Here is a 22,262-nt window from a genome sequence, read left to right as displayed (position 1 = left end):
TTTCCGAACAGTACCGGCGGGAGGCATAATCCCTGCGTCCCGCCGGATGACTAGATGCTACCAGTGGCCGTGGTCGCCGTGGTGATCGTGGTCGTGGTGATCGGGGTCGTTCTCGGCCCGGCGACCCAGCCGTTCCGCCAGTTCGGCGTTCGTTTCCACCAGCAGCTTCGGCGAACGTTCCGGCCTCACGAAGATCGGATTGGCGTAGAACCAGGCATTCGACCAGGACTGCACGTCGTGGGTGACCTTCTTGACGCCGTTGACCGTCTCCAGATGCGCCGGGCATGCCGGATCCGTGCAGCTCACCTGCGCATTGTTGGCGTCGAGCAGCGGATTGCCCGCGGTGTCTGAGGCATTGGGGGTGCCGACCGGAATGTTGGTTCCGCGGGCGCGAATGTAGAACGGCGAGTTGCCCGCCGTGAACGTCGTTGTGAGACGCAAGCGGACGGAACGGCCATCCCGGTGTTCGCGGTGCATCTTCGTCGCCGGGATCTGCTGAGCGATGGTGGCCGTGGGATTGTAGACGATCGCCGCGCCCGCGGTACCGCCGGCATTGGGCACCGCGTAGCCGGGTGCGCCCGGCGCGATGACACCCGTGATCTTGCCGGTGATCAGATCAACATGGTCGAGAAACGGCTTGTTCAACGGCTGCTTGATCCCAACCTGCTCCAGCAGCGGATTGTTGAATCCGTAGGGGCTGTTGTTCTTCTCCGGGACGGTCATCTCCATTTCGACCGTCACCTGGTCGCCGGGCCTCACGACCAGCGTTTCACCCATCGTCTTCCAGTCGCCGCCGCGCGCTTTGGCGCGGAACACCATATCCGGTCCGATAAGGTCGGCGTTGACCGAATAGGAGTTGCCCGAACGCATGCCGTCGATGACCGACTGCGACGAGAACCTCCCCTCGTTCGGAACATACAGCTTGGTGTACTCGCCGGGAATGAAATCGGCCGTCGTGAACGAGTCGCGCGCCCCGCCCGCGCCGCGGCTGTGCCAGTCGGAGCTGACGAAGATGAAGAAGTTCCGGCCTTCGCCAAGCATGCCATCCCACAAGCCGCCCACTTTCGCGGTGTAGATGCCGCTCATGCCGTAGGTGCCGCCGCCGACCGCATTGGTCCCGTAGGAACCGGAGCCCCCAGTGAGACCGCCTTCGGCAAAGTGACCGGGCGACTCGATGCCGAAAGCAACCGTCGGTCCGGCATTGTTGAAGTCGCGGAAGTGCTCGATGTTATAGCCTTTGGTGCCGGCCGGATCGAACGGCCCCTGGCGCTCGGTGTGCGTCGGGATGACATAGGATTGCAGCGGATGGTGCCCCTGCAACCACTTGATGCCTTCCAGCGCCTTCTGGTGACCGGCCGTGCCCGCGTTGTTGACGTTGTCCTTGCCCGTCCACAGCTGATTTTCGCTGCCCTCCATGACGGGGCCGATCGCATCGGTGTCGGCGCGGTCGAAGCGATATTCGAACTCCGCCATCTTGTCCGCATTGCCGCCCCTGCGCGGGTGCTGCCCGGTGATCACCGCGACATCGGCGTGCTCGTGGCCGGGCGCGATCCACTCGAGACCTTCGATCAGCACCTTGTTGTAAATCGGCGCGCGATTGACGATGGTCGGGTATTCGATCTCCTGGATCGACTGCCAGCGCCACATTTTGGCGTTGCTGTCGGTGCCGTTCGGCGTGCCCTTCAGGCTGCTGATGGTGATGCCATCGATGGTCTTGCCGAGGGTCTGGTTCCAGGTCGTGGTCGTCTGGCCGGGAATATTGGCGCTGCTATCGCTGAAGCGGCAGTCGCGGTTGCCCGAACCGCCGTGATTTCCGAGGGTGAACCAGTCGAGGTCGAAATTGTTGCCGCCCGCGCTGGCGGTGCCGCGCGCGACCGCGCGGTCGATCGAATAGCCGGCGGCAACCGAGCCGTCCGTGCAGGTGTTGTGATTGTGCATGTCACCGGCGACATAAGGATTGTCTTTACGCCGGTCCTTGCCCCACTCCTCGGCGGTGGCGCCCTGAGTGAGCGCCAGAGACGCCGATGCTGCGGTCAACAGGATGGCTTTGCTTGTCGGAAACATCTATCGCCCCTTCTCGGATTTAATTTCGCAATCTTCAGCAGAGTGAACTGATCCAAGCCGCGTCGAGCGGACTCTTGACGGTTCCGATAGAGACCAGAATTCGGATACAGGTTCGTGAACGTTTTGTGTTGATCCGCAGCTCGCGAAAATTTCGCGCGGCACTTCTGCCTTGCAATTTTCCGCGTTGCATGGGCGATTGGAGATGGCAGAACAAGAGCTGTGACGCATAACGCGTTCGGCCAAACGTGCCCGTGAGATTTGTGACACTCAGATGTCAATGCCAGCTCCATCAACCGAAGTGCAGTCCTTCCCGACAATGCGCAGCGGACGCCCGGACCAGAGCGGCGATGCCGTCGCCGGCGAGGCGCAGCCATCGCGATCCCTCTTTTCCGCAGCCATGCGCTTGGCGCGTGAACCTTTGCTGCACTTCGCACTGCTTGGTGCGATCATCTTCGGCGTCGACACCGTTCTGCACCCGCCCGCCAGGGACGAGAAGGTGATCACCGTCACCAAGGCGATGCGCCAGTCCTTCATCGAACACTTCGATGAGGACAAGGTGCGCACCCCTTCCGCCGACCAACTTCAGAAGATGATCGACAGCTGGGTCGCGAGCGAAATTCTCTACCGCGAGGGCAAGGCGCTCGGGGTGGACCGCGGCGACGACATGATCCGCGATCGCATCGCCTTCAAGATGCAGTTGATGATCTTCGACCAGATCCGGGTTGAGCAACCGACGGAGGAGCAGCTGACGGGTTGGTTTGCGGAAAACCACGCCCGCTTCGACGAGCCGGAGCGCGTCTCGTTCTACATCACCCCGCCGACGGATCAGGCCACGGCGCAACGCCAGCTCGACGACATTGTCCAGCAGCACGAATCGGAGGAATTGCAGCAGCAGACCCGCGCCATCCTCGGCCGGCCCGTCGCAAGTCTTGCCGCATCCTTCGGTGAGGATTTCCGTGATGCGCTGCTGGCGATGGCGCCGGAGCAATGGAAGCTCCTGCGCTCCAGGGACGGCTGGCATGTTGCTCGCATCGATTCCCGGCACCAGGGAAAGCTCGCCCATCTCGAGGACGTTCGTGATGAGGCCATCAGGCTCTGGCGCACGGACGAGACGCGCAAGCTGGCTTGGGAAGCGGTCAAGCGCCTGAAGATCTCCTACCAGGTGCGGGACGAGCAGTGACAGCGATACGATATTTGCGGTTGGCGCTGATCCTGCTCGCCGCGCTCATCCAGCCGTCCCTGCTCCGCGCGCATGAGGCGGCGATGGGCGTGCTCGAATTTCGCGAGGTGCGGCCCGGCGCGTTCATCGGACGCTGGACCATGGAGCCGACGATCGGCCCTGAGCGGGTCGATCTGCGGGTGCCATCCCACTGTCTCCTCAGGCTGCCCGAGATGAACTGCGGCCAGAAAGGGCTGGTCGGCCCGATCACCATCACCAACCTCGGCTCCAACATGTCGGTTGTCCTGCTCAAGGTCATTCCGATCACGGGCGAGGCGCGCAGTTACACGATCTCGACGGCCAATCCCGTCGTCTCCATTCTCGGTGCCGGCGCCCCGACCCTCGAAACCTGGCTCGAACTGGCCAAGACCTATGTCAACTACGGGATCGATCACATCCTTCTCGGCGCCGATCATCTGCTGTTCGTGCTGGGCCTGATCTGGATCGTCGGCGGCGGCTGGCGTTTGGTGAAGACGATCACAGCGTTCACGATCGGACACAGCGCCTCACTTGCCGCCGCCGCATTCGGCCTGATCGGTGTGCCGGAACGTCCGCTCAACGCCTGCATCGCATTGAGCATCGCATTCGTCGGCGTTGAGATCGTCAAGCAACAACGCGGGGAGATCGGCATCACGGCTCGCTATCCCTGGGCTGTGGCCTTTACCTTCGGCCTCGTTCACGGCATCGGTTTCGCAGGCGCGCTGGCCGGCCTCGGACTGGAACGCCGCCTGCTGCCCGCGGCGCTGCTTTTCTTCAATGTCGGCGTGGAAATCGGGCAACTCGCCTTCGTGCTGCTCGTGCTGGCATTGATCTGGGCGCATCGGCGGCTCGATGCTGTCGTGCCGCGCTGGGGCGCGGCTCTCCCCGCCTACGCCATCGGGTCGGTCTCGATGTTCTGGTTCTTTGGCCGTCTTGCGCGCGTGTTCGCCGCGATCTGAATGAGAGAGGCTCGCATGTCTTGGCGCATTCTCCGGGCCCTTTCGACCGCGACGGCCATTTTCCTGCTGACGCAACCGGCACTCGCGCACGACCAGGCCGGCGTGCCCGGCGGTCTCCTGAGCGGCCTGCTCCATCCCGTCACCGGCGTCGATCATCTGATCGCGATGGTCGCAGTCGGGATCTGGGGGGCGCAGCTCGGGCCGCCCGCGATCTGGGTGCTCCCCATCACCTTCCCGATCGTCATGGCGATCGGCGGAGTTTTGGGCGTCCTGCGAATTCCGCTGCCGATGCCCGAAATGGTCATTGCGATGTCCGCTCTGGTCCTCGGTTTGGCAGTCGCCAGCCGGCTGCGCCTGCCATTTTCCGCTGCCGCCGCCATCGTTGGCGTCTTCGCGGTCTTCCACGGTCATGCACACGGAGCCGAGCTTCCCGGCTCGGCGAATCCACTGGCTTACGGGGTCGGCTTCGTCACCGCCACCGGCCTGCTGCATCTGTGCGGCATCGGCATCGGCAGTTTGACCCGCTGGCCCGCCGGAGAGCGCGTCATTCAGGCACTCGGGGCCGGCATCGCGGGACTTGGCTGCTACTTCCTCGCGCAGGGCCTCGGAGCCATCGCATGACATCGAAATTCGGACATTTGTGGATTCTGGCCGCAGCGCTGTTCGTGCAGACGAGCGCCGCCGAGGCACACATCGTCGCGGCCCGCCTTGGCGATTTCTACGCGGGTGCATTGCACCCCCTCACCGATCTCCGGGATATCGTTCTCTGGACTGCGACGGGCGTGCTGGCCGGCGCGCTTGGCGCCCCCAAGGGCCGTTGGCTTATCCCGGTGTTTCCACTCGGACTGCTGGTCGGGTTATCTCTTGGGCGCATTTTCGGCGCGGCTTCCACACAACTCGCGGACGCGACAATGATGCTGGCACTAGGCATGCTGCTTGCGGCCGCGGCGCGAATTCCCACCTTCCTGCTGTGCGCGATTGCATTTGCGATCGCCGTGATGCGGGGCGCCGCGAACGGCGCCGACCTCGGGCCCGACACCGATCGGCTGCTGTTTGCGGCAGGATTGGCCTGCGCGGGCTACGGAGCCATCACGCTGACGATGGCTCTGACCACCGCATTCAAGCGAACGAAGTCGGACAGTTCGGCATCCTGGCGAACCATCGCCGTTCGTGCACTTGGGGGCTGGATCGCTTCTATCGGTCTCATGATGGCGGGCCTTGCCCTCGCTTCATGAAGAGACCGCGCGGGACTCTGCGATGGACGCAGAGCCGCGTTCTCGCGGCGCGTTTCGCCCGAGCCTTGCTTGATCTCTACTCTCTTGCCACCCTCTTGATCCAAGAGGGCGCAGGGAAGGCCGGGTGCTGACCTCGCACCCGCGGTCCGCTGCGCGAAAAGCACACGCAGGAAAACCGCACAGCAGCATACAGGTGGTGCCAATCACTCGGCCTTCCCTGCGCAGTGGCTTTACGGCTTATGCCGTGCTCTCCTGGGAGCCGAGTTCCTTTTGGCCTCCCTCGCCCTCGCAGAAGTCACGGACGCCGCGCCGGTTGACGCGAGTGCCGCTCCGCAAGAGCTTGACCGTAGCAACGACGGCCAGGACCACACGGTTTTGCCGTACGCACGCTCGCTGACCGCCACAGGGTTCGATGACATCGTGCACGATGCCATCGAAATAACTGGCGAGACGAACTAACAGCGCCGTCCGTCCGCACGAAGCCTCAGGGCTCACGGAGAGCAATCCGCCCTGCCCTTAGCCTCGCGCCCGACGCTGCCACGTCCACCGCAAGCCCGGCTCACGAAAATGACGACCACATGATCGCCCCTCAAGGATGAGCCGGGATGAGCAACACATACGCCGTTTCCGAATTTCGGTAAAGGGGAATATTTTTATGGAGAGGGGTTGACGGTTACGGGTGTTTTGCCCGACGGGCAGCCGTGCGGCAATCCTTCCGCGAGATGGATTGACCCCGCTCGACGCCCGCGCCTCACCGACCCCGCCAAGTCATTGATTCAATACGCGTGCCGGGACTCCATGAGCCAACCGACCGACGACCTGCACTACGCCTCGCGTAGCACGTAAATTGCATAAATTCTGGGCGAAGGGACGGCTCATGAACCTCATCAGTCTCGATATCCGCATGCTTCGGTCGCTGATCTCGGTCGTCGAGACCGGCAGCATCACCGAGACGGCACGCCGCCTTGGCCGGACTCAGCCGGCGATAACCCTGCAATTGCAGCGGCTGGAGGAATTGACCGGCAAGCAACTTTTCCTGCATGCCGGGCGCCGCCTGACTCTGACCGACGACGGTACGACGGTCCTCACCTATGCCAAATCCATCCTCCGGTTGCATGACGAGTTGATTTCGCAACTGGCATCGCAGGAGATCGAAGGCCAAGTCGTGCTCGGCACGCCGGACCTCTATGCTGCGTTCATGCTGCCCTCGATCCTCAGTGTGTTCCGCAAATCCTTTCCGCGCATCCAGGTCGAGCTCAACTGCGCACTGTCCACGCCGCTCGTCGGCCTGGTCAAGCGCGGCGACGTCGATATCGCGCTGGTGACCCGCATGAACGATTTCACCGGCGGCCAGGTGGTGCGGCGCGAGCAGCTGGTCTGGATGACCGGCGAACAATCCTCAGCGCATCAGGAACGTCCGATCCCGCTCGCGCTTTTGCCGCCCGGCAACATCTACCGCGACTACGCGATCGATACGCTCGAACGCGCCAATCTGCGCTGGCGCGTTGCTTGCGTCAGCGAAAGCGTCGGCGGCTTGCAGGCGGCCGCCTTCGCCGGCATGGCCGTGACCGTGCTTGGCCGCAGCGCGCTAGTGCCGGCGATGCGGGAGATCAATCCCAATGAAGGACTGCCGCCGCTGCCGCAGGTCGAGCTTTTGCTCTACAAGTCGAGCGGCGCCACCTCGAAGGCCGCGACCGCGTTGCACGACTATCTCGCACATTATCTGCGACTGGATGAAGAACTCAGCGGGCGCGGCGATCCGATCGAATTGTCCTAGGCAAACTCGCGGGAGTCCGAGCTTCCTCGCTGCGGGGAGCGGGAGTGCGCTGCGCTCACGCTTTGACCCGGGCGCCATCCAGATCCCGCAACGTTAATGGCGGCCAGAATTTCGACCAGGGCTGTGCCTGCTCGAAGGCGGCAGCGACGCGGAAGATAGCCGGTTCGTCGAGCCAGGGCGCGACGATCTGAAGGCCGATCGGCATGCCGTCGCGATCGAACCCGCAGGGCAGCGTAGCTGCCGGAAGGCCGGCGAGATTGATCGGCCAGGTGAAGGGCGACCAGCCGAGATGCGGATCGACCTTGCTGCCGTCGATCTTGTCGACACCGAGTTGGCCGGCCTCGAACGCGGTCACCGCCACTGTCGGCGTCACCAGCACATCGACGCGCTCGAACAGTTTCACGAAGGCGTTGCGCGCCTGGCCGCGGCGGTAGCCGGCTTCAATATAGTCGGTGCCGCTGTAATGGCGGCCGACGCTGACGATATCGCGGTAGTCGGATTCCGAGCTGGCCAGATCTGCCGTGGTCTTGGTCGCCACCGCCGCCGCCTGCTCGGTGAAGGCGATCGGCTTCAACGTGTGCTCGAGAATCTCCGGGTCGAGGCCCGGACCATCCATGGTGACCTGCGCGCCGCAGGAATCGAGAATGGCCAACGCCTTGTTGAAAGCGGCACGGACGTCCGGGCTGACGGCGGCATAGCCGAGATCGACGCTGGCGCCGATGCGAAGGCCGTTCAAGGGCGCAGCACTGGCATCGAAGCGGCGCGGCGATACCGGCAGGCTGGCGGGATCGCGCAGATCGTAACCGGCGATGATCTCCAGCGTCAGCGCGGCATCGGCGACTGTGCGCGTGATCGGCCCGGTATGCGCGAGCGAACCCCAGGACGGCGGCGAGAAGCCGGGCGAACGCGGCACCAGGCCGAAAGTCGGCTTGAGACCGAACACGCCACAAAACGACGACGGCACGCGGATCGAGCCGACGCCGTCAGTGCCGATCGCGATTGGGCCGCAGCCGGCGGCAACGCCCGCCGCAGCACCGCCGCTCGATCCGCCGCTGGTTCGGGCCGGATTCCAGGGGTTTCTCGTCGTACCCGTGACCGGACTGTCCGCCGTCAGCTTGTAGCCGGATTCGCAGGTCGTGGTCTTGCAGGTGATGATCGCGCCTGATGCCCTCAGCGCCGACACCACGGCCGCATCGGCCTCGGGCACAAAGCTCTTGTTCATCGGCGATCCGCCATAGGCCGGCACGCCCGCGACGAAGACCAGATCCTTGATCGTGACGGGCACGCCGGCGAGCGCTCCCTTGGCTTCTCCCGCGCGCATCTCCCTGGTGAGACGGTCGGCCTCCGCCCTCGCCTGCTCGTACATCGGCGTCACCACCGCGTTGCAGACGTCGTTCGTCGCCTCGAGCGCTGCGATGGTGTCGTCGACGACATCGCGCGGGGTGAACGTCTTGCGCCGGTAGCCGGCCACGATCTCGGTGACAGAGAGCGCGCCAAGGCCAGTCGGCGCCGGCGGGAAGGCCGTTCGGCCGGAACCATCAGTCATCATCAACCCTAAAGAGCTAGCTGAGCGCCGCGTCGACGGCGCGCTTGGCCATCACCGTGACGAGATGCGCACGGTAGTCGGCTTCGGCGTGGATATCTGAGGTGAGACCGTCGGTGTCGATCTTGATCGCCGCGATCGCGGATGGATGGAAGTTTTGCGAGAGCGCCGCCTCCATCGGCGGCACGCGGAACACACCCGACCCGGCACCGGTGACGGCGACGCGGACGCCATCGGCGAATTTCGCGACGAACACGCCGACCAGCGCATAGCGCGACGCCGGCGCCTTGAATTTGGCGTAGCCGGCCTTGAGCGGCACGGGAAAGCGGATCGCGGTGATGATCTCGCTCGTTTCGAGCGAGGTCTCGAACAGGCCGCGGAAGAACTTGTCGGCCGCGATCTCGCGCGTGCTGGTGACGATGGTGGCGCCGAGACCGAGCACGCCGGCCGGATAATCGGCCGCCGGGTCATTGTTCGCGACCGAGCCGCCGATGGTGCCGCGGCTGCGGACCGCGGGATCGCCGATCATCGAGGCCAGCGCCGCGAGCCCGGGGATTTTTGCTTGCACCAGCTTCGAGGCCGCGACCACGGCGTGCGGCGTCATCGCGCCGATGGTGATGGTGGCGCCGTCGTCGGTGATGCCCTTGAGATTTCCGAGCTTAGAAAGGTCGACCAGCGCGACCGGACTGGCCAGCCGCTGCTTCAGCGTAGGGATCAGCGTCATGCCGCCGGCGACGAGCTTGCTGTCCTCGATCGAGGCCAGGAGCTTGGCCGCATCGGGAATCTGGTCCGGCTGGTGATAGGCAAACGGCTTCATTGTTGTCCTCCCTATTCCGCGGCAACCGGCAGCGACGCGTTTTGCAGCAGGCGCCAGATCCGGTTTGGCGTCGCCGGCATATCGACATGGGTGACGCCGAGATGCGACAGCGCATCGACGACCGCGTTGATGACGGCAGCGGGCGAGCCGATGGTGCCGACCTCGCCGCAGCCCTTGACGCCCATCGGCGTGTGCGTGCACAGCGTCGAATGGGTCGCGACCGTCATCATCGGCATGTGATCGGCGCGCGGCATGCAATAATCCATCAACGAACCCGACAGGAGCTGGCCCGAGCCCTCGTCATAGACCGCGTTCTCGAACAGCGCCTGGCCGACACCCTGCACGATGCCGCCGTGCAACTGACCCTCGACGATCATCGGGTTGATCACGGTACCGACGTCGTCCACCGCCGTGTAATTGACCAGCGTCACCGTGCCGGTCTCCGGATCGACCTCGACCTCGGCGATATGGCAGCCGCCGGGATAGGTGAAGTTGACGGGATCGTAATAGGCCTGCTCCTCCAGCCCCGGCTCCAGCACTTCGAGCGGATAGTCATGCGGCACGTAGGCGGCGCCCGCGATCTCCTCGAATGTCTTCATGCGGTCCGTGCCTGCGACCGAGAATTTTCCGGCCTCGAACTGGATATCCATCTCGGCGGCCTCGAGCAGATGGGCCGCGATCTTCTTGCCCTTCGCGACCACTTTGTCGGTTGCCTTCGACAACGCGGCGCCGCCGACTACCAGCGAACGCGAACCGTAAGTGCCCATGCCGAACTGGACGCGATCAGTATCGCCGTACACGATGTCGACGTTCTCGAAGGACACGCCGAGCTTTTCCGAGACGATCTGCGCGAACGTCGTCTCATGGCCCTGGCCGTGATTGTGGGTGCCGATCATGACCGTCACCTGGCCGGTCGGATGCACCCGCACCGTGGCGCTCTCATAGAGGCCGCCGCGGGCGCCAAGCCTGCCTGCGAAGCGCGACGGCGCGAGACCGCAGGCCTCGACATAGGTCGAGTAGCCGAGCCCGCGGAATTTGCCGATGCGCGCCGATTCCGACTTGCGGATGCCGAAATTCTTCACGTCGGCCGCGACCAGCGCGCCGTCGAGGCACCCCATCGGGTCGCCGGAATCGTACTGCACGAGCACCGGCGTCTGGTACGGATAGGCTTCCTTCGGGATCATGTTGCGGCGGCGGATCTCGACGCGGTCGATGCCCATTTCGCTGGCCGCGACATCGACGATGCGCTCGAGCACGAAGGTCGCCTCGGGTCGGCCGGCGCCGCGATAGGCGTCAACCGGCACGGTGTTGGTGAACACTACCTTCACGTTGCAATAGATCGCAGGCGTGGTGTAGACGCCGCCGAGCAGCGGACCGTAGAGATTGGTCGGGATGTTCGGCCCGAAGGTCGAGAGATAGCCGCCCATATTGGCGAGCGTGTTGACGCGGAAGGCGAGAAATTTTCCGGTCTCGTCGAGCGCGAGCTCGGCCTCGGTGACGTGATCGCGGCCGTGGCGATCGGAGACGTAACCTTCGGAGCGGCTCGCAACCCATTTGATCGGCCGCATCACCCGCTTGGCGGCCCAAGTGATCACGGCTTCCTCGCCGTAATGGAACTGCTTGACGCCGAACCCTCCGCCGACATCTGGCGCGACCACGCGCAGCTTGTGCTGCGGAATGTTCAGCACAAGCGCGCCCATCAGGAAGCGCACGACATGCGGGAACTGGCTGGTGGTCCACAATGTGAAGCGATCGGTGCCCGGCTCATATTCGGCGATCGCCGCGCGCGGCTCCATCGGATTGCCGATCAGGCGGTTGTTGACCAGGCTGAGCTTTGCGACGTGCGCGGCTTTGCGGAACGCGGCCTCGACCGCAGCCTTGTCGCCGAGCTCCCAGTCGCAGCAGATGTTGTTCGGTACGTCGTCGAACAATTGCGGCGCACCGGGCCTGACAGCTTCGAGCACGCCAACCACGGAGGGCAGCACCTCGTACTCGACCGTCAACAGCTCAGCCGCCGCATTGGCCTGTTCCGGTGTCTCCGCGATCACGAAGGCGACCATGTCGCCGACGAAGCGCACCTTGCCCTGCGCCAGCATCGGGAACGGCGGCTCCTTCATCGGCACGCCCTTGGCATCAGAGATGCCCCAGCCGCAGGGCAGCGAACCGAGGCCGTCGGCTTTGACATCGTCTCCGGTCAGAACCGCGATAACGCCCGGCGCGGCGAGCGCCGCAGCCTTGTCGATGCCGCGCAGGATCGCGTGCCCATGAGGCGAGCGGACGAAGGCGCCGGCCGTCATGCCGGGACGCTTGATATCGGAGACGTAATTGCCGCGCCCGGTGAGGAAACGCTGGTCTTCCTTCCGTTTCGGTGACGCGCCGATCCCGATCACATTGCCCATGGTCACTCTCCCTTGGCGGCGTTCATGGCGGCGGCGCCTGCCATGACCGAGACGACGATGTTCTGGTAGCCGGTGCAGCGGCAGATGTTGCCTTCGAGGCCGTGACGGACATCGGCCTCCGTCAGATCAGGCTTCTCCGCTGCAAGCGCCACCGCCGTCATCAGCATGCCGGGCGTACAGAAGCCGCATTGCAGGCCGTGATGCTCGCGAAACGCCTCCTGCATCGGATGCATCCGGTTCGAACCGGGTGCGCCCTGAAGACCTTCAATGGTGAGCAAATTCGCGCCATCGAGCGCGGGCGCCAGCAGCGTGCAGCTTTTCACCGGCAAGCCATCGAGATGCACCACGCAGGCGCCGCACTGGCTGGTGTCGCAGCCGATATGGGTGCCCGTCAGATTGAGCTGCTCGCGCAGCAGCTCGGCGACGAGCGTCGCAGGCTGGACATCGACAATGGTCGGCCGTCCGTTGAGTGTGAAGGATATCTGCACGATCAAACTCCCTGTGCGCGACGGCTTTCGTGGGCGAGTGGCAAGGCGCTGCCGGTGGCCCAGGTGGCCATCACGACATCGCCGACGGTGAAGGGATCCGCGAAGAAGGTCTTTTCGGGCACGTAGGCGACGAACTCATCGTCAGGCACGGTGTCGAGCATGACCTTGACGAAATAGCCCTGGTATTCGATCGCGAGCACGCGGCTCGGCAGCGAATTGCTGCAGCCGGGCGGAAGCTCTCTCCCCGGCCTGACCAGCGCGACATCGTCGCGGCGCACGGCGATATCGACCGTGTCGCCGACGCTGACGGTCGAGCGGGCCTGAAGCGGCACCTCGATACCCGCGGGTGCGGCCTGCGCCAGCGTAAAGCTCGTACCGTTGACCTTCTCCACGCGCCCCGACAGCACGTTCTGACCGCCCATGAATTCGGCGACATAGCGATCGTGGGGATGGGCGTAGACGTCGCGCGCAGCGCCCGCCTGCTTGATCCTGCCCTGCTCCATCACCACGACGAGATCGGCGAGCGCGATTGCCTCGAGCTGGGTGTGGGTGACGTGGATGAACGTGATGCCGAGCTCCTGCTGCATCCGCCGCAGTTCCTGGCGCATCTGCACGCGGAGCTTCTCATCGAGTGCCGACAACGGCTCGTCGAGCAATAGCACGCGCGGCTCGGTGATCGCGGCGCGCGCCAGCGCCACACGCTGCTGCTGCCCGCCGGAGAGCTGGGCCGGCAGGCGATCGGCAAATTGCGTCAGCCGGACCTTCTCGATCATGGCGTCCGCAGCGCGAAGCCGATCAGCCTTCGACTGGCCGCGGACACGCAAAGCGAAGGCGATGTTCTCGCGCACGGTCAAATGCGGGAACAAGGCGTAGGACTGGAACATCATAGCGGTGCGCCGCTGCACCGGCGCCAGGCCTACGACATTCTGCCCGCCGATCACGATCTCGCCCGCCGTCGGATCCTCATGGCCGGCGATCATGCGCAGAATCGTGGTCTTGCCGCAGCCGGAGGGACCGATGAAGCAGCAATAGGCGCCGTCGGCGATCTTCAAATTGACGCCGTCGACCACGTTTGTGATCCCGTCAAAGCTCTTGCAGACGCCCGCCAGTTCGATATCGCCGTGATCGCTCTTCATTCCCAACTCAACCCTTTGCGCTGCTGCCGCGCTTCTTCTGGATCAGCACGATGCTGCCCAGGCTCGCGCCGATGACGATGAAGGAGACGATGGTCGTCACTGTGCCAAGCGCGTAGAGCGAGGGCGACGTGACGTTCAGCGTCATGCTCCAGATCTCCAGCGGCAGCGTGTTGAGGGAGCCCGCCGTCTGGAGGCTGCGGGCGAACTCATCGTAAGACAGCGTGAATCCGAACAGTGCCACCGCGACCAGGCCGGGCGCGAGCACCGGGATCATCACCAGCCGGATCGATTGCCAGCGGCTGGCGCCGAGATCGTAGGCCGCCTCCTCCCAGACGAGGTCGAAGCGCGACATCACCGCAAACATCACCAGCACGCCGAACGGCAGCGTCCAGGACAGCTGCGCGCCGAGCGCGGAGGTGTACCAGCTCGCATTCAGCCCGAGCGCCTGGAACAGGAGTCCCGTGCCGAGGCCGAGCACGAGGCCCGGCGCGACCAGGCTGCCGATCATCATGTAGAAGACGAAGGTATCGCCGCGAAAGCGCTTGCGAAAGCCGAGCCCGGCGAGGAACGACACCACCACCGTGATCAGTGTGACGATGACCGCGAGCTTGATCGAGCGATCGAACGAGCCCTTGACGTCGCCGGTCCGCACCTGGGTGAAGAGGTCGACGAACCAGTGCAGCGAATGGCCCTTCATCGGGAACACGAGGCCGCCGCGGATGTCCTGGAAGGACAGGATGTAGATGCAGAACATCGGGCCGTAGAGCGCGATCACATAGAGCGAAAACAGTGCCGACAGCACGTAGAAGGTCCAGGGTCGTCCGCCCTTGCTCGGCGCGATCGCCTTGGTCGTCGCGGGCGCGACCGGCTTGGACATGTCGCTCTTGGGCATATCGGCCACAACCGCGCTCATCGCGTGATCTCCTGCCTGATATCGACGGTGCGCAGGATCAGCGAGACGATCGCGACCAGAACCAGCGTCAGCAGCACGGCGCTTGCCGCCGCGGTCGGATATTGCAGCACGCCGACGTCCTCGTAGAAGGCGCTGACGACCGAGGCCGAGCCGCCGCCGGACATCACCTTGACCACGAAGAAATCACCCATCACGATCGAGACCACGAAGATGGTGCCGAGCGCGATGCCGCTCTTGGACATCGGCACCACGATCAGGCGCATGATGTCGAAACGGCTGGCGCCGGCGTCGATCGCGGCCTCGATCAGCTTCTTGTCGATTCGCGCCATGGAATTGAAGATCGGCACGATCATGAAGATCGTGAGCTGGTGGACATAGGCGATGACCACCGCGAGATCGGAGAACAGCAGCACCTCCAGCGGCTGGCGGATCACGCCGGTTGCGAGCAGCGCCTGATTGATCAGTCCTTCCTTGCCGAGCAGCGGGATCCACGAGATCATGCGGATGATGTTCGAGGTCCAGAACGGCACCGTGCACAGCAGGAAGAGGCCGATCGCCAGCAACTGGTTGCGGACGTGAAACACCAGGAAATAGGCGACGAAGAAGCCGATGATCAGCGTGAAGACCCAAGTCAGCACCGTGAACTTGATGGTCGCCAGATACAGCTTCAGCGTCAGCGCCGAATGCAGCACCTCGACATAGCTCGCCAATGTGAAGCCCGGCGTCAGCCCACCAAAGCCATCGGTGGCAAAGAAGCTTGCGGCCAGCACCACCAGGATCGGCGCCACGAAGAAAGGCACGAGCACCAGGACCAGCGGCGAGACATAGAGCCAGCCGGCAAGATTTGCGCGTGGTAGGGTCTGATGGGGCTGCATAGCGGCGGACGCCTCGAAGGAGGTCTTCTCGCACCGGCGCGTTCACGCACCGGTGCGTCGTTTACGTCAGGGAAAGCAGGTTTCAGGCCACCTTGAAGTCGTTCCAGCGCTTGTTCATGTAGGCCGCCTCGTCCATCAGCGTGTTCCAGCACGAGATGTTCTTGACGCGGTCGAGGAACGAGCCGCCGTCGCGCTTGGTGCCGGTCTTCTCCATCGGCACGCCATAGGGATCGTTGACCACTTCCGGCGCCGGCTGGCCCTCGTACCAGAATGCCCATTCGGCCGGCGTGAGGAATTTCTTCGCGGTCGACGGCACCGGGCTGTAATAGCCGTAGCGTGCGACGAAGCCGCCCTGCCAGCCCGACAGATACCAGTTGAGATATTCATAAGCCGCGTCGAGCTTCTTGCCGGAAAGATGCTTCATCAGACCCATGCCGTTGCACCAGCCGCGATAGCCCTCCTTGCCGTTCTTGACGTTGACCGGCGCGTAGACGCAGGGAATCTCCTTGACGCGGACGGCGGCGACCGCCGGCGACCACATCGACTGGATGACCACCTCGCCCGCCGCCATCAGCTGCACCGACTGGTCGAAGGTGGTCCAGGTCGCGCGGAACTGGCCCTGCTTCTTCAGCTCGATCAGCTTGTTGCAGGTGAAGTCGATCTCCCCCTTGGTCATGTTGCCCTTGTTGCCGTACTTGATCAGCCCGGCGCTCTCGAAGCAGAGGGCAGCATCCATGATGCCGATCGCGGGAACGTCGAGGATCGCGGCCTTGCCCTTGAACTTGGGATCGATCAGATCCTTCCACTCGGTCACCTCATGGCCGACGAGATCGGGCCGATAGCCGATAGAGTCCGCGTTGTAGACTTGCGGCAGGAAGGTCGCCCATTCGGTGACGCCGTCGTTCAGATCGGTGGAATCGGGCTTCGCGATATACATCGCTTCGTAGGGCGAGATGCCCTGGCGCGGGATCTTGTGGCCGTCGATCTCACCCTTGGTGAAGATCGGAAGGATGTTGTCGAACTCCTTGATCTTCTTGACCTCGATGCCCTGGATGACGCTGCGCTTGGCAGCGAGCTTGGCCTGCCAACCCTCGAGATCGGCGATGTCGACCGTATTTGGCTGGCTTATGAAGCGGTTGATGGCGGCCGAGGTGTCGAGGTTCTGCATCGTCACCTTGAAACCGAGATCCTTGGCAGCCTGGTCGCCGATCGCCTTCACCACCGAGTAGGAGACGCCGACATGGCGCAGCTCGATGTCCTTGATCTCCTGCGCCCAGATGGTCGGGAAACCGCGGATCGCGTCCGACCCTGCGGCCGCACCGGTAACGGCGGCTGCTCCCTTCAACAGCGTGCGCCGGCTCAGCTTTTTCGTCGACCCGCCGTCCGCTTTGGCTTCCGTTCCCGCCGGATCGGAAGCGGACGTCCCCTTATCCCTGTCAAGCATGGCAACCCTCATTGGTTACGATGAGCGCTCGCGCCGGTCGCCATTGACCGGATGCGATGTGATCGATTGCGCTTGAGGCTATGGGCGGGGTTTTGCGAAGTAAAATTGGAAGTAAAAATTTACGACATAAGCGCGACTAATGACTCCGGTTTCTGCATTTCCTTTCAGCATCCGGGTCAGGAACGCAGCAGGGCATGTCTACGGCCACGAATCCGTTCTTCCAGGCCTGGATCGTTTCAGGAGCCGGCCTCATCCTTGTCCGGCCTTGCGCAGAGCCAGATCGAGCGCATGCAACTCGTTCGACGTCACCGGCGGCTGCGGCGGCCGCGCCGCGTCGCATGAAAGCCGCCCGAGCAGCTTCAGGCAGGCCTTGAGCCGCGCTGTCGCCCGTCCTCCGGGCGCATCGCGATAGATTGCGGCGGCGAGCGGATACAGCCTGTCGTGAATGGCCCGGGCCAATTTCCAATCGCCGGCTTCCGCCGCGTTCCAGAGTTCGACCACGAGCTCCGGCACGACACAGGCGAGACTGACCTGGCTGCCGTCCGAGCCAACGAGATAGCTCGTCAGCAAGTGCTCGTCGCCTGAACCGAGCACGACGAACTCCGAACGCAGTGTCCGGATCAGCCTGAGATTTTGCTCGTAGGCTGCGACCTCCCAACTGCCCTCCTTGATCGCGACGAAGCGGCGGTCGGCGACGAGCCGCTCGAGCAGCGACGGCGCATAAGCCATGGCGCCTGCGCCAACGGGAGCCGCGTACAGCATCAAAGGACCCGTCGTCGCGTCGCGGACGCGGCGGTGATGCTCGATGACACAGTCGTCGGCGTGAGCCAGCGCCCAGCTGTTGGGTGGAAACACCAGGAGCCCGTCCGCGCCCGCCTGCTCCAGCGCAGCCGCCTCCCGCGCGGCTTCCAGGCTGGATTCATGATTGACCCCGGAGACGATCAGGCAGTCCTTCGGCGCGTGCTCACGCGCAAGCTCAACCACGCGCCGCTTCTCGGCGAGCGACAGCACGAAGTTCTCGCCGGCATGGCCGTTGACCAGCAGCCCTTTGATGCCCGGCACGGATGCGACCGAGGCGAGATGTGCCGCCAGACAGGCCTCGTCAACCGCGAAATCCGGCGTCATCGGCACGATCGTGGCGGCGTGAATGCCGCGCAGGCGATCCGCGAACGACGGCGGCGTTGTCATCTCGCCGGACATGGCCGACTAATGAATGATCTGGTCGAGGAACGTCCTCGCCCGCTCGGACTTCGGCTGCTTGAAGAACGCCTCCGGCGCCGCCTGCTCGACGACCTTGCCATCGTTCATGAACACGATGCGGTCGGCCACCTCGCGGGCAAAGCCCATCTCATGCGTCACGCACAGCATGGTCATTCCGTCCTCTGCGAGTTTCTTCATGGTCTCGAGCACCTCCTTGACCATCTCGGGGTCGAGCGCCGAGGTCGGTTCATCGAACAGCATGATCTTCGGTCGCATGCACAGCGCACGCGCGATGGCCACGCGCTGCTGCTGGCCGCCCGATAGCTGCCCGGGAAACTTGTCCGCCTGCTCCGGAATCCGGACCTTGGCGAGGAAGTGCATGGCGAGGTCCTTTGCCTCCGCCTTGGTCATGCCGTTCGCGGTCATCGGCGCCAGAGTGCAGTTCTCCAGCACGGTCATGTGCGGAAACAGATTAAAGCTCTGAAACACCATGCCGGTGTCGCGCCTGACCGCATCGATGTTCTTGCGCTGATGGTCGAGCTCGATGCCGTTGACGTAGATCAGGCCCTCGTCGTGCTTCTCGATGTGGTTGATGCAGCGAATGAGCGTCGACTTGCCCGAGCCGGAGGGACCGCAGACCACGATCTTCTCGCCCTTGGCGACCTTGAGATCGACCTCGTTCAACGCGGTGAAGTCGCCATAGTGTTTGTAGACGGCCTCCATGCGAACCGCAGGCACCTCGCGGAGCTGCGGTTGCGCATTTACACCTTCGATGCCGCCATTCGTCGCTGTATTCATCGATATCTCGCTCATGCGCTGGCCTCGACGCTCGTCTGTGCGACCGGTACCCTCGCTCCAGCCCGCCTGGATTTCGCGGCGCTCGATCGCCCAAAATGCTTCTCCAGCCGGCGCTGGACCGCATCCCAGACCGAGGTCAGGATCAGGTAATAGGCGGTCGCGGCCGCATAGACCTCGAGGATCTGGAAATGCTCCTGCATCAGCATGTCGCTGCGGCGCATGAGCTCCTCGACCGAAATGACGGAGGCGAGCGAGGTGGCCTTCAACAGCGAGTTGATGGAGTTGCCGAGCGGCGGGATCATCAGCTGAAACGCCTGCGGCAACGTCACGCGCCGGAACGTCGTCCAAGGCGACAGGCTCAGCGCCCAGGCAGCCTCGCGCTGCCCCGCCGAGACGGCCATGAAACCGCTGCGCACGATCTCGGCGAGATAGGCGGCCTCGTTTAGGATCAGGCCGACGAGCGCGCAGGTGATCACGCTGAACTTGATCCCCAGTTGCGGCAATCCGCTATAGATCACCACCAGCTGGATCAACAGCGGTGTGCCGCGGAAGAACCAGATGTAGATGCGCGCCGCACCCGAGAGCGCCGGATTGGACGACATGCGCAACAACGCGATGCCCATGCCTAGGATCAATCCGCCGATGACGGCCGCCACCGTCAGGCCGATGGTGACGAGAACACCCTTCATCAGAAAGTAGTTGAAGAAGTAGTTGACGGCGGCCGTCGGACTGAAATGGCTCATCAGCTGGTCTCCATATGTCAGGCCGGACCGGGGCCGACGATCGCGAGCGGCTGATCGGCGGGCATTGTGGTCAGGCCGAACTTGTCGAACAGCGCCTGATAAAAGCCATCGGCACGCATCGCGTTGAGCGCCTTGACGACGGTATCGGCCACCGTCTTGTTACGGAAACCGAGCGTGGTCCGCGCCGTGCCGAGCCCGCTCAGCATTTCCTTGACGCGGCCGCGGCCGACGAGATCGCGCGCCACGCTGTCGACCAGCAGCGCGTTGTCCACTTGCCCCGCGAGCAACGCGCTGACCACGTTGGTCGCCGTCGGGAACGTGCGCATCTCGATGGCGGGGCCGCCCTTCGCCACATTCGTATCGCTGAGCTTCTTGAGCCAGTTCATCTGGTAGGTAGAGACCTCGACCGCGGATGTTTTTCCGATCAGGTCATTCTCGGTAGCAATTTTTATGCCGCTGTCGGGCGCAACCACGACCGAAATGGCCTGAATGGCGTAGGGCACCATGTACATCAGCTTCGAGCGTTCCTCGGTCCAGAACATCCCTGTGTCGATGCCGTCGATGCGGCCCGCGTCCATGGCCGGGATCATCGCCGGAAAGTCCATCCGGATAAGCTCGACCGGAACACACAACCGCTTGCCGAGCTCGGCGGCGAGTTCCACGTTGAGGCCCTGCAACTGGCCATCCTTGTCGACGAATTGCTGCGGCGGATTGGTCGGGTTGATCGAGAGCTGCAACTTCCCGGGTGCGATCAGATCGCTGTCGGTAATCGCGGGCGTGCATGCGGCGTGCGCCGCCGCAGATGCGAGAACGAGTGCGGCAGCAGCACTCAGGCGAAACAGGGTCGAGAGCATGTGATACCTCCAGTAAGACGCCAATGACAGATGCAATTCCTCGCCCGGCTTTCCTCTTCACGTTCTTGGATGCGGCCGGCCGGGTCTCGCGACACGGCAGGCTGCATCATCGTCCATCCCCTCGAGCCGGTCCCGACAACGGCTTGAGCTGGATACGCATGAAATTCTTCACCAGAGCCTCGAACGGACCAAAGCCCTTCACCTTCAGAAACTCCGGCGTCTCGAAGGCCCACCGCCCCGCGACCTCGTACATGGCGGCGTATTTCGGGCCGTCGCCGATCGAGACTAAGCGCTTTGCCGACCGCCAGCCGGGACAGCTGAGCAGATCAGGAAAATGCGTGTGCTCGTACCAGGCGTTGAACGCGGCCTCGTGCTCGGGATCGATGTCGACCCGCACGATGTGGATGAAGGCTTCGTCCGGCATGAGCGCGTCCTCACACTAAGTACGAATATCGCCGGCCGCGCGTGCCGCACCGACGGTCGTTGCAATGGCATCGCACAGCGCAGGCACGACCGGCAGCAGCGGCGGTCGCGGATCGGCGTTATCGATCAAGCCAAGTGCCTTGAGACCGACCTTCATGCGCGTGTGCATGTCCATGATCGGCGCCGGGCCGTAGATCGCCCGGACGATTGGATAGAGCCGATCGTTGACGGCGCGCATCGCCTTGAGATCGTCGGCAAGCGAAGCCTGCCACAGCCCGACGAACAGATCCGGCGCGAGGCTGACGAGACCCGACAGAATGCCGTCGCCGCCGACGGCAAGCTGCGGCAGGAACCAGTTGAAGTTCGACGGCAAGATCGCAACCGATGGATCGGCCCGCTTCACCGCCCGCCGGTTCTCGTCATAGGCCAAGATGGTATCGCTGCCCTCCTTGATGGCGATGACACCATCGAGTGCTGCGATCTTCGCCAGCGTCTCCGGCGAGTAGCCGAATCCGGACGCCAGCGGATACTGGAAGATCGACACCGGAATTCCGATCGCCGAGCTGACCGCCCGTACGAAGGCGACCGGCGCGTGCGACGTCGCCGACGCTCCGCCGCCGAGCGGCGCCGGCGGAAACAACACAGCGCAGCCGGCGCCGGCAGCCTCCGCAAGCTGCGCCTGATGGATCGCCTCGGCGGTGGAATGCGCGATGATGCCGGCCAGCAGCGGCTTTTGCCCGATCTGCCTGCGCGTCCGCTCGATCACCGCCTGGCGCTCGTCGTCCGAGAGCGAACCGCCCTCGCCCGCATGGCCGTTGACGAACACGGCCGCAATTCCGTCGGGACAGGCGCAATAGTCGAGCACGCGGGCATAGCCCGCCCAGTCGATCGAGCTATCGTCCTTGAAGGGCAGCACGGTCGCGACCGTGACGCCGCGCAAATCCGGTATCTTCATCGGCTGGCTCATGACGGTTTCCGTCGCGGGAATTTCAGGCTCGCCCGCGCCTTCAGAACTTCGAGGCCGCCCTCGTTGCGGGCGCTCGCCTCCCAGATGATGGTGCGGGTCTCGTCGTGCTGCTCGGCGATCCAGACGTCGAAGGTGAGCGTGTCGCCATAGAACACAGGGCCAGTGAACCAGAAGCGATCCTCTACCGACACCCCGATGGTGCCGACCAGCTCGCTGGTGAGAACGCTGGTGCAGAGACCCGCGACCATGATCCCCGGCGCGAGCCTGCGGCCGAAGCGCGTCGCGCCCGCATAGACCTCGTCGACATGCACCGGGCCGAAATCGCCAGTGGCCGCAATGTAGAGTGCGCCATCTGCTTCGGTGATGGTCTTGCTCAAGCTGACCCTGTCATTGACCTTGAGATCGTCGAAGGACTTCGGCTCGTACATG

The 22,262-nt window shown here is 63.9% G+C and carries 21 protein-coding genes; 5 read left to right on the top strand and 16 right to left on the bottom strand.

Annotated elements, in window-relative coordinates; genetic code table 11:
* Positions 1-57: 57 nt before the first annotated feature.
* On the bottom strand, positions 58-2,064 hold the full coding sequence (locus tag IVB31_RS03215) for a hypothetical protein (RefSeq protein WP_247318435.1): 2,007 nt from the start codon (positions 2,062-2,064) through the stop codon (positions 58-60).
* A gap of 298 nt (positions 2,065-2,362) precedes the next feature.
* Between IVB31_RS03215 and IVB31_RS03210 the strand changes: the two genes are divergently transcribed.
* The 5 genes from IVB31_RS03210 (at position 2,363) to IVB31_RS03190 (ending at position 7,233) form a co-directional block, all read left to right on the top strand.
* A complete protein-coding gene (locus IVB31_RS03210) occupies positions 2,363-3,244 on the top strand; it encodes a peptidylprolyl isomerase (RefSeq protein WP_247318432.1) in 882 nt (293 codons plus the stop codon).
* Positions 3,241-4,221 (top strand): HupE/UreJ family protein, encoded by a 981-nt coding sequence (locus IVB31_RS03205; protein ID WP_247318429.1) that lies wholly within the window; start codon positions 3,241-3,243, stop codon positions 4,219-4,221. Before IVB31_RS03210 ends, IVB31_RS03205 begins: the two co-directional genes overlap by 4 nt.
* A gap of 15 nt (positions 4,222-4,236) precedes the next feature.
* Positions 4,237-4,842 carry a HupE/UreJ family protein gene (locus IVB31_RS03200; protein WP_247318426.1) on the top strand — a complete coding sequence of 202 codons (606 nt, stop codon included), beginning with the start codon at positions 4,237-4,239 and terminating at the stop codon, positions 4,840-4,842.
* Positions 4,839-5,456 carry a HupE/UreJ family protein gene (locus IVB31_RS03195; RefSeq protein ID WP_247318423.1) on the top strand — a complete coding sequence of 206 codons (618 nt, stop codon included), beginning with the start codon at positions 4,839-4,841 and terminating at the stop codon, positions 5,454-5,456. Before IVB31_RS03200 ends, IVB31_RS03195 begins: the two co-directional genes overlap by 4 nt.
* Positions 5,457-6,333: 877 nt before the next feature.
* Positions 6,334-7,233 (top strand): LysR substrate-binding domain-containing protein, encoded by a 900-nt coding sequence (locus tag IVB31_RS03190; protein ID WP_247318420.1) that lies wholly within the window; start codon positions 6,334-6,336, stop codon positions 7,231-7,233.
* Positions 7,234-7,288: 55 nt separating this feature from the next.
* On the opposite strand, the gene IVB31_RS03185 is transcribed toward IVB31_RS03190, so the two are convergent.
* The 15 genes from IVB31_RS03185 to IVB31_RS03115 form a co-directional block, all read right to left on the bottom strand.
* Positions 7,289-8,779, bottom strand: coding sequence for an amidase (locus tag IVB31_RS03185; protein ID WP_247318418.1), 1,491 nt, complete (start codon positions 8,777-8,779; stop codon positions 7,289-7,291).
* Between the two features lie 16 nt (positions 8,780-8,795).
* Complete coding sequence (locus tag IVB31_RS03180) at positions 8,796-9,593, bottom strand: xanthine dehydrogenase family protein subunit M (protein ID WP_247318414.1); 798 nt, start codon at positions 9,591-9,593, stop codon at positions 8,796-8,798.
* 11 nt (positions 9,594-9,604) lie between these two features.
* Positions 9,605-11,992 carry a xanthine dehydrogenase family protein molybdopterin-binding subunit gene (locus IVB31_RS03175; protein WP_247318411.1) on the bottom strand — a complete coding sequence of 796 codons (2,388 nt, stop codon included), beginning with the start codon at positions 11,990-11,992 and terminating at the stop codon, positions 9,605-9,607.
* 2 nt (positions 11,993-11,994) lie between these two features.
* Positions 11,995-12,480 carry a (2Fe-2S)-binding protein gene (locus IVB31_RS03170; protein WP_247318410.1) on the bottom strand — a complete coding sequence of 162 codons (486 nt, stop codon included), beginning with the start codon at positions 12,478-12,480 and terminating at the stop codon, positions 11,995-11,997.
* Positions 12,481-12,482: 2 nt separating this feature from the next.
* Complete coding sequence (locus IVB31_RS03165) at positions 12,483-13,616, bottom strand: ABC transporter ATP-binding protein (RefSeq protein WP_247318408.1); 1,134 nt, start codon at positions 13,614-13,616, stop codon at positions 12,483-12,485.
* 7 nt (positions 13,617-13,623) lie between these two features.
* Entirely contained in the window at positions 13,624-14,529 is a 906-nt protein-coding gene (locus IVB31_RS03160) for an ABC transporter permease (protein WP_247318406.1), read from the bottom strand.
* Positions 14,526-15,404 (bottom strand): ABC transporter permease, encoded by an 879-nt coding sequence (locus IVB31_RS03155; RefSeq protein ID WP_247318404.1) that lies wholly within the window; start codon positions 15,402-15,404, stop codon positions 14,526-14,528. Before IVB31_RS03155 ends, IVB31_RS03160 begins: the two co-directional genes overlap by 4 nt.
* 82 nt (positions 15,405-15,486) lie before the next feature.
* Complete coding sequence (locus IVB31_RS03150; RefSeq protein WP_247318402.1) at positions 15,487-16,848, bottom strand: extracellular solute-binding protein; 1,362 nt, start codon at positions 16,846-16,848, stop codon at positions 15,487-15,489.
* Between the two features lie 249 nt (positions 16,849-17,097).
* On the bottom strand, positions 17,098-18,048 hold the full coding sequence (locus IVB31_RS03145) for a dihydrodipicolinate synthase family protein (RefSeq protein ID WP_247318400.1): 951 nt from the start codon (positions 18,046-18,048) through the stop codon (positions 17,098-17,100).
* A gap of 6 nt (positions 18,049-18,054) precedes the next feature.
* Positions 18,055-18,861, bottom strand: coding sequence for an amino acid ABC transporter ATP-binding protein (locus IVB31_RS03140; protein WP_276576601.1), 807 nt, complete (start codon positions 18,859-18,861; stop codon positions 18,055-18,057).
* On the bottom strand, positions 18,858-19,589 hold the full coding sequence (locus IVB31_RS03135) for an amino acid ABC transporter permease (protein ID WP_247318398.1): 732 nt from the start codon (positions 19,587-19,589) through the stop codon (positions 18,858-18,860). The genes IVB31_RS03140 and IVB31_RS03135 overlap by 4 nt, the downstream gene beginning before the upstream one ends.
* 17 nt (positions 19,590-19,606) lie before the next feature.
* Positions 19,607-20,443 (bottom strand): ABC transporter substrate-binding protein, encoded by an 837-nt coding sequence (locus tag IVB31_RS03130; RefSeq protein ID WP_247318397.1) that lies wholly within the window; start codon positions 20,441-20,443, stop codon positions 19,607-19,609.
* A gap of 106 nt (positions 20,444-20,549) precedes the next feature.
* The gene (locus IVB31_RS03125; protein ID WP_247318394.1) at positions 20,550-20,867 is read right to left on the bottom strand and encodes a DUF4286 family protein; all 318 of its coding nucleotides are present in this window, start codon (positions 20,865-20,867) and stop codon (positions 20,550-20,552) included.
* Positions 20,868-20,882: 15 nt separating this feature from the next.
* Positions 20,883-21,833, bottom strand: coding sequence for a dihydrodipicolinate synthase family protein (locus IVB31_RS03120; protein WP_247318391.1), 951 nt, complete (start codon positions 21,831-21,833; stop codon positions 20,883-20,885).
* A complete protein-coding gene (locus IVB31_RS03115) occupies positions 21,830-22,261 on the bottom strand; it encodes a MaoC/PaaZ C-terminal domain-containing protein (protein ID WP_211383233.1) in 432 nt (143 codons plus the stop codon). Before IVB31_RS03115 ends, IVB31_RS03120 begins: the two co-directional genes overlap by 4 nt.
* Position 22,262 lies beyond the last annotated feature (1 nt).

It is taken from the genome of Bradyrhizobium sp. 21 (assembly GCF_023073335.1).
In the GTDB taxonomy this organism is placed as follows: domain Bacteria; phylum Pseudomonadota; class Alphaproteobacteria; order Rhizobiales; family Xanthobacteraceae; genus Bradyrhizobium.
Note: the sequence above shows the minus strand (reverse complement) of the source record. Positions and strands in the feature narration are given on the sequence as shown.

Bases quoted from the DNA above. Each gene is read 5' to 3' on its own strand.
- IVB31_RS03215 (WP_247318435.1), bottom strand. From the start codon at position 2,064: ATGTTTCCGACAAGCAAAGCCATCCTGTTGACCGCAGCATCGGCGTCT.
- IVB31_RS03200 (WP_247318426.1), top strand. From the start codon at position 4,237: ATGTCTTGGCGCATTCTCCGGGCCCTTTCGACCGCGACGGCCATTTTC.
- IVB31_RS03195 (WP_247318423.1), top strand. From the start codon at position 4,839: ATGACATCGAAATTCGGACATTTGTGGATTCTGGCCGCAGCGCTGTTC.
- IVB31_RS03190 (WP_247318420.1), top strand. From the start codon at position 6,334: ATGAACCTCATCAGTCTCGATATCCGCATGCTTCGGTCGCTGATCTCG.
- IVB31_RS03185 (WP_247318418.1), bottom strand. From the start codon at position 8,779: ATGACTGATGGTTCCGGCCGAACGGCCTTCCCGCCGGCGCCGACTGGC.
- IVB31_RS03180 (WP_247318414.1), bottom strand. From the start codon at position 9,593: ATGAAGCCGTTTGCCTATCACCAGCCGGACCAGATTCCCGATGCGGCC.
- IVB31_RS03175 (WP_247318411.1), bottom strand. From the start codon at position 11,992: ATGGGCAATGTGATCGGGATCGGCGCGTCACCGAAACGGAAGGAAGAC.
- IVB31_RS03165 (WP_247318408.1), bottom strand. From the start codon at position 13,616: ATGAAGAGCGATCACGGCGATATCGAACTGGCGGGCGTCTGCAAGAGC.
- IVB31_RS03160 (WP_247318406.1), bottom strand. From the start codon at position 14,529: ATGAGCGCGGTTGTGGCCGATATGCCCAAGAGCGACATGTCCAAGCCG.
- IVB31_RS03155 (WP_247318404.1), bottom strand. From the start codon at position 15,404: ATGCAGCCCCATCAGACCCTACCACGCGCAAATCTTGCCGGCTGGCTC.
- IVB31_RS03150 (WP_247318402.1), bottom strand. From the start codon at position 16,848: ATGCTTGACAGGGATAAGGGGACGTCCGCTTCCGATCCGGCGGGAACG.
- IVB31_RS03145 (WP_247318400.1), bottom strand. From the start codon at position 18,048: ATGTCCGGCGAGATGACAACGCCGCCGTCGTTCGCGGATCGCCTGCGC.
- IVB31_RS03140 (WP_276576601.1), bottom strand. From the start codon at position 18,861: ATGAGCGAGATATCGATGAATACAGCGACGAATGGCGGCATCGAAGGT.
- IVB31_RS03135 (WP_247318398.1), bottom strand. From the start codon at position 19,589: ATGAGCCATTTCAGTCCGACGGCCGCCGTCAACTACTTCTTCAACTAC.
- IVB31_RS03130 (WP_247318397.1), bottom strand. From the start codon at position 20,443: ATGCTCTCGACCCTGTTTCGCCTGAGTGCTGCTGCCGCACTCGTTCTC.
- IVB31_RS03125 (WP_247318394.1), bottom strand. From the start codon at position 20,867: ATGCCGGACGAAGCCTTCATCCACATCGTGCGGGTCGACATCGATCCC.
- IVB31_RS03120 (WP_247318391.1), bottom strand. From the start codon at position 21,833: ATGAGCCAGCCGATGAAGATACCGGATTTGCGCGGCGTCACGGTCGCG.
- IVB31_RS03115 (WP_211383233.1), bottom strand. From the start codon at position 22,261: ATGTACGAGCCGAAGTCCTTCGACGATCTCAAGGTCAATGACAGGGTC.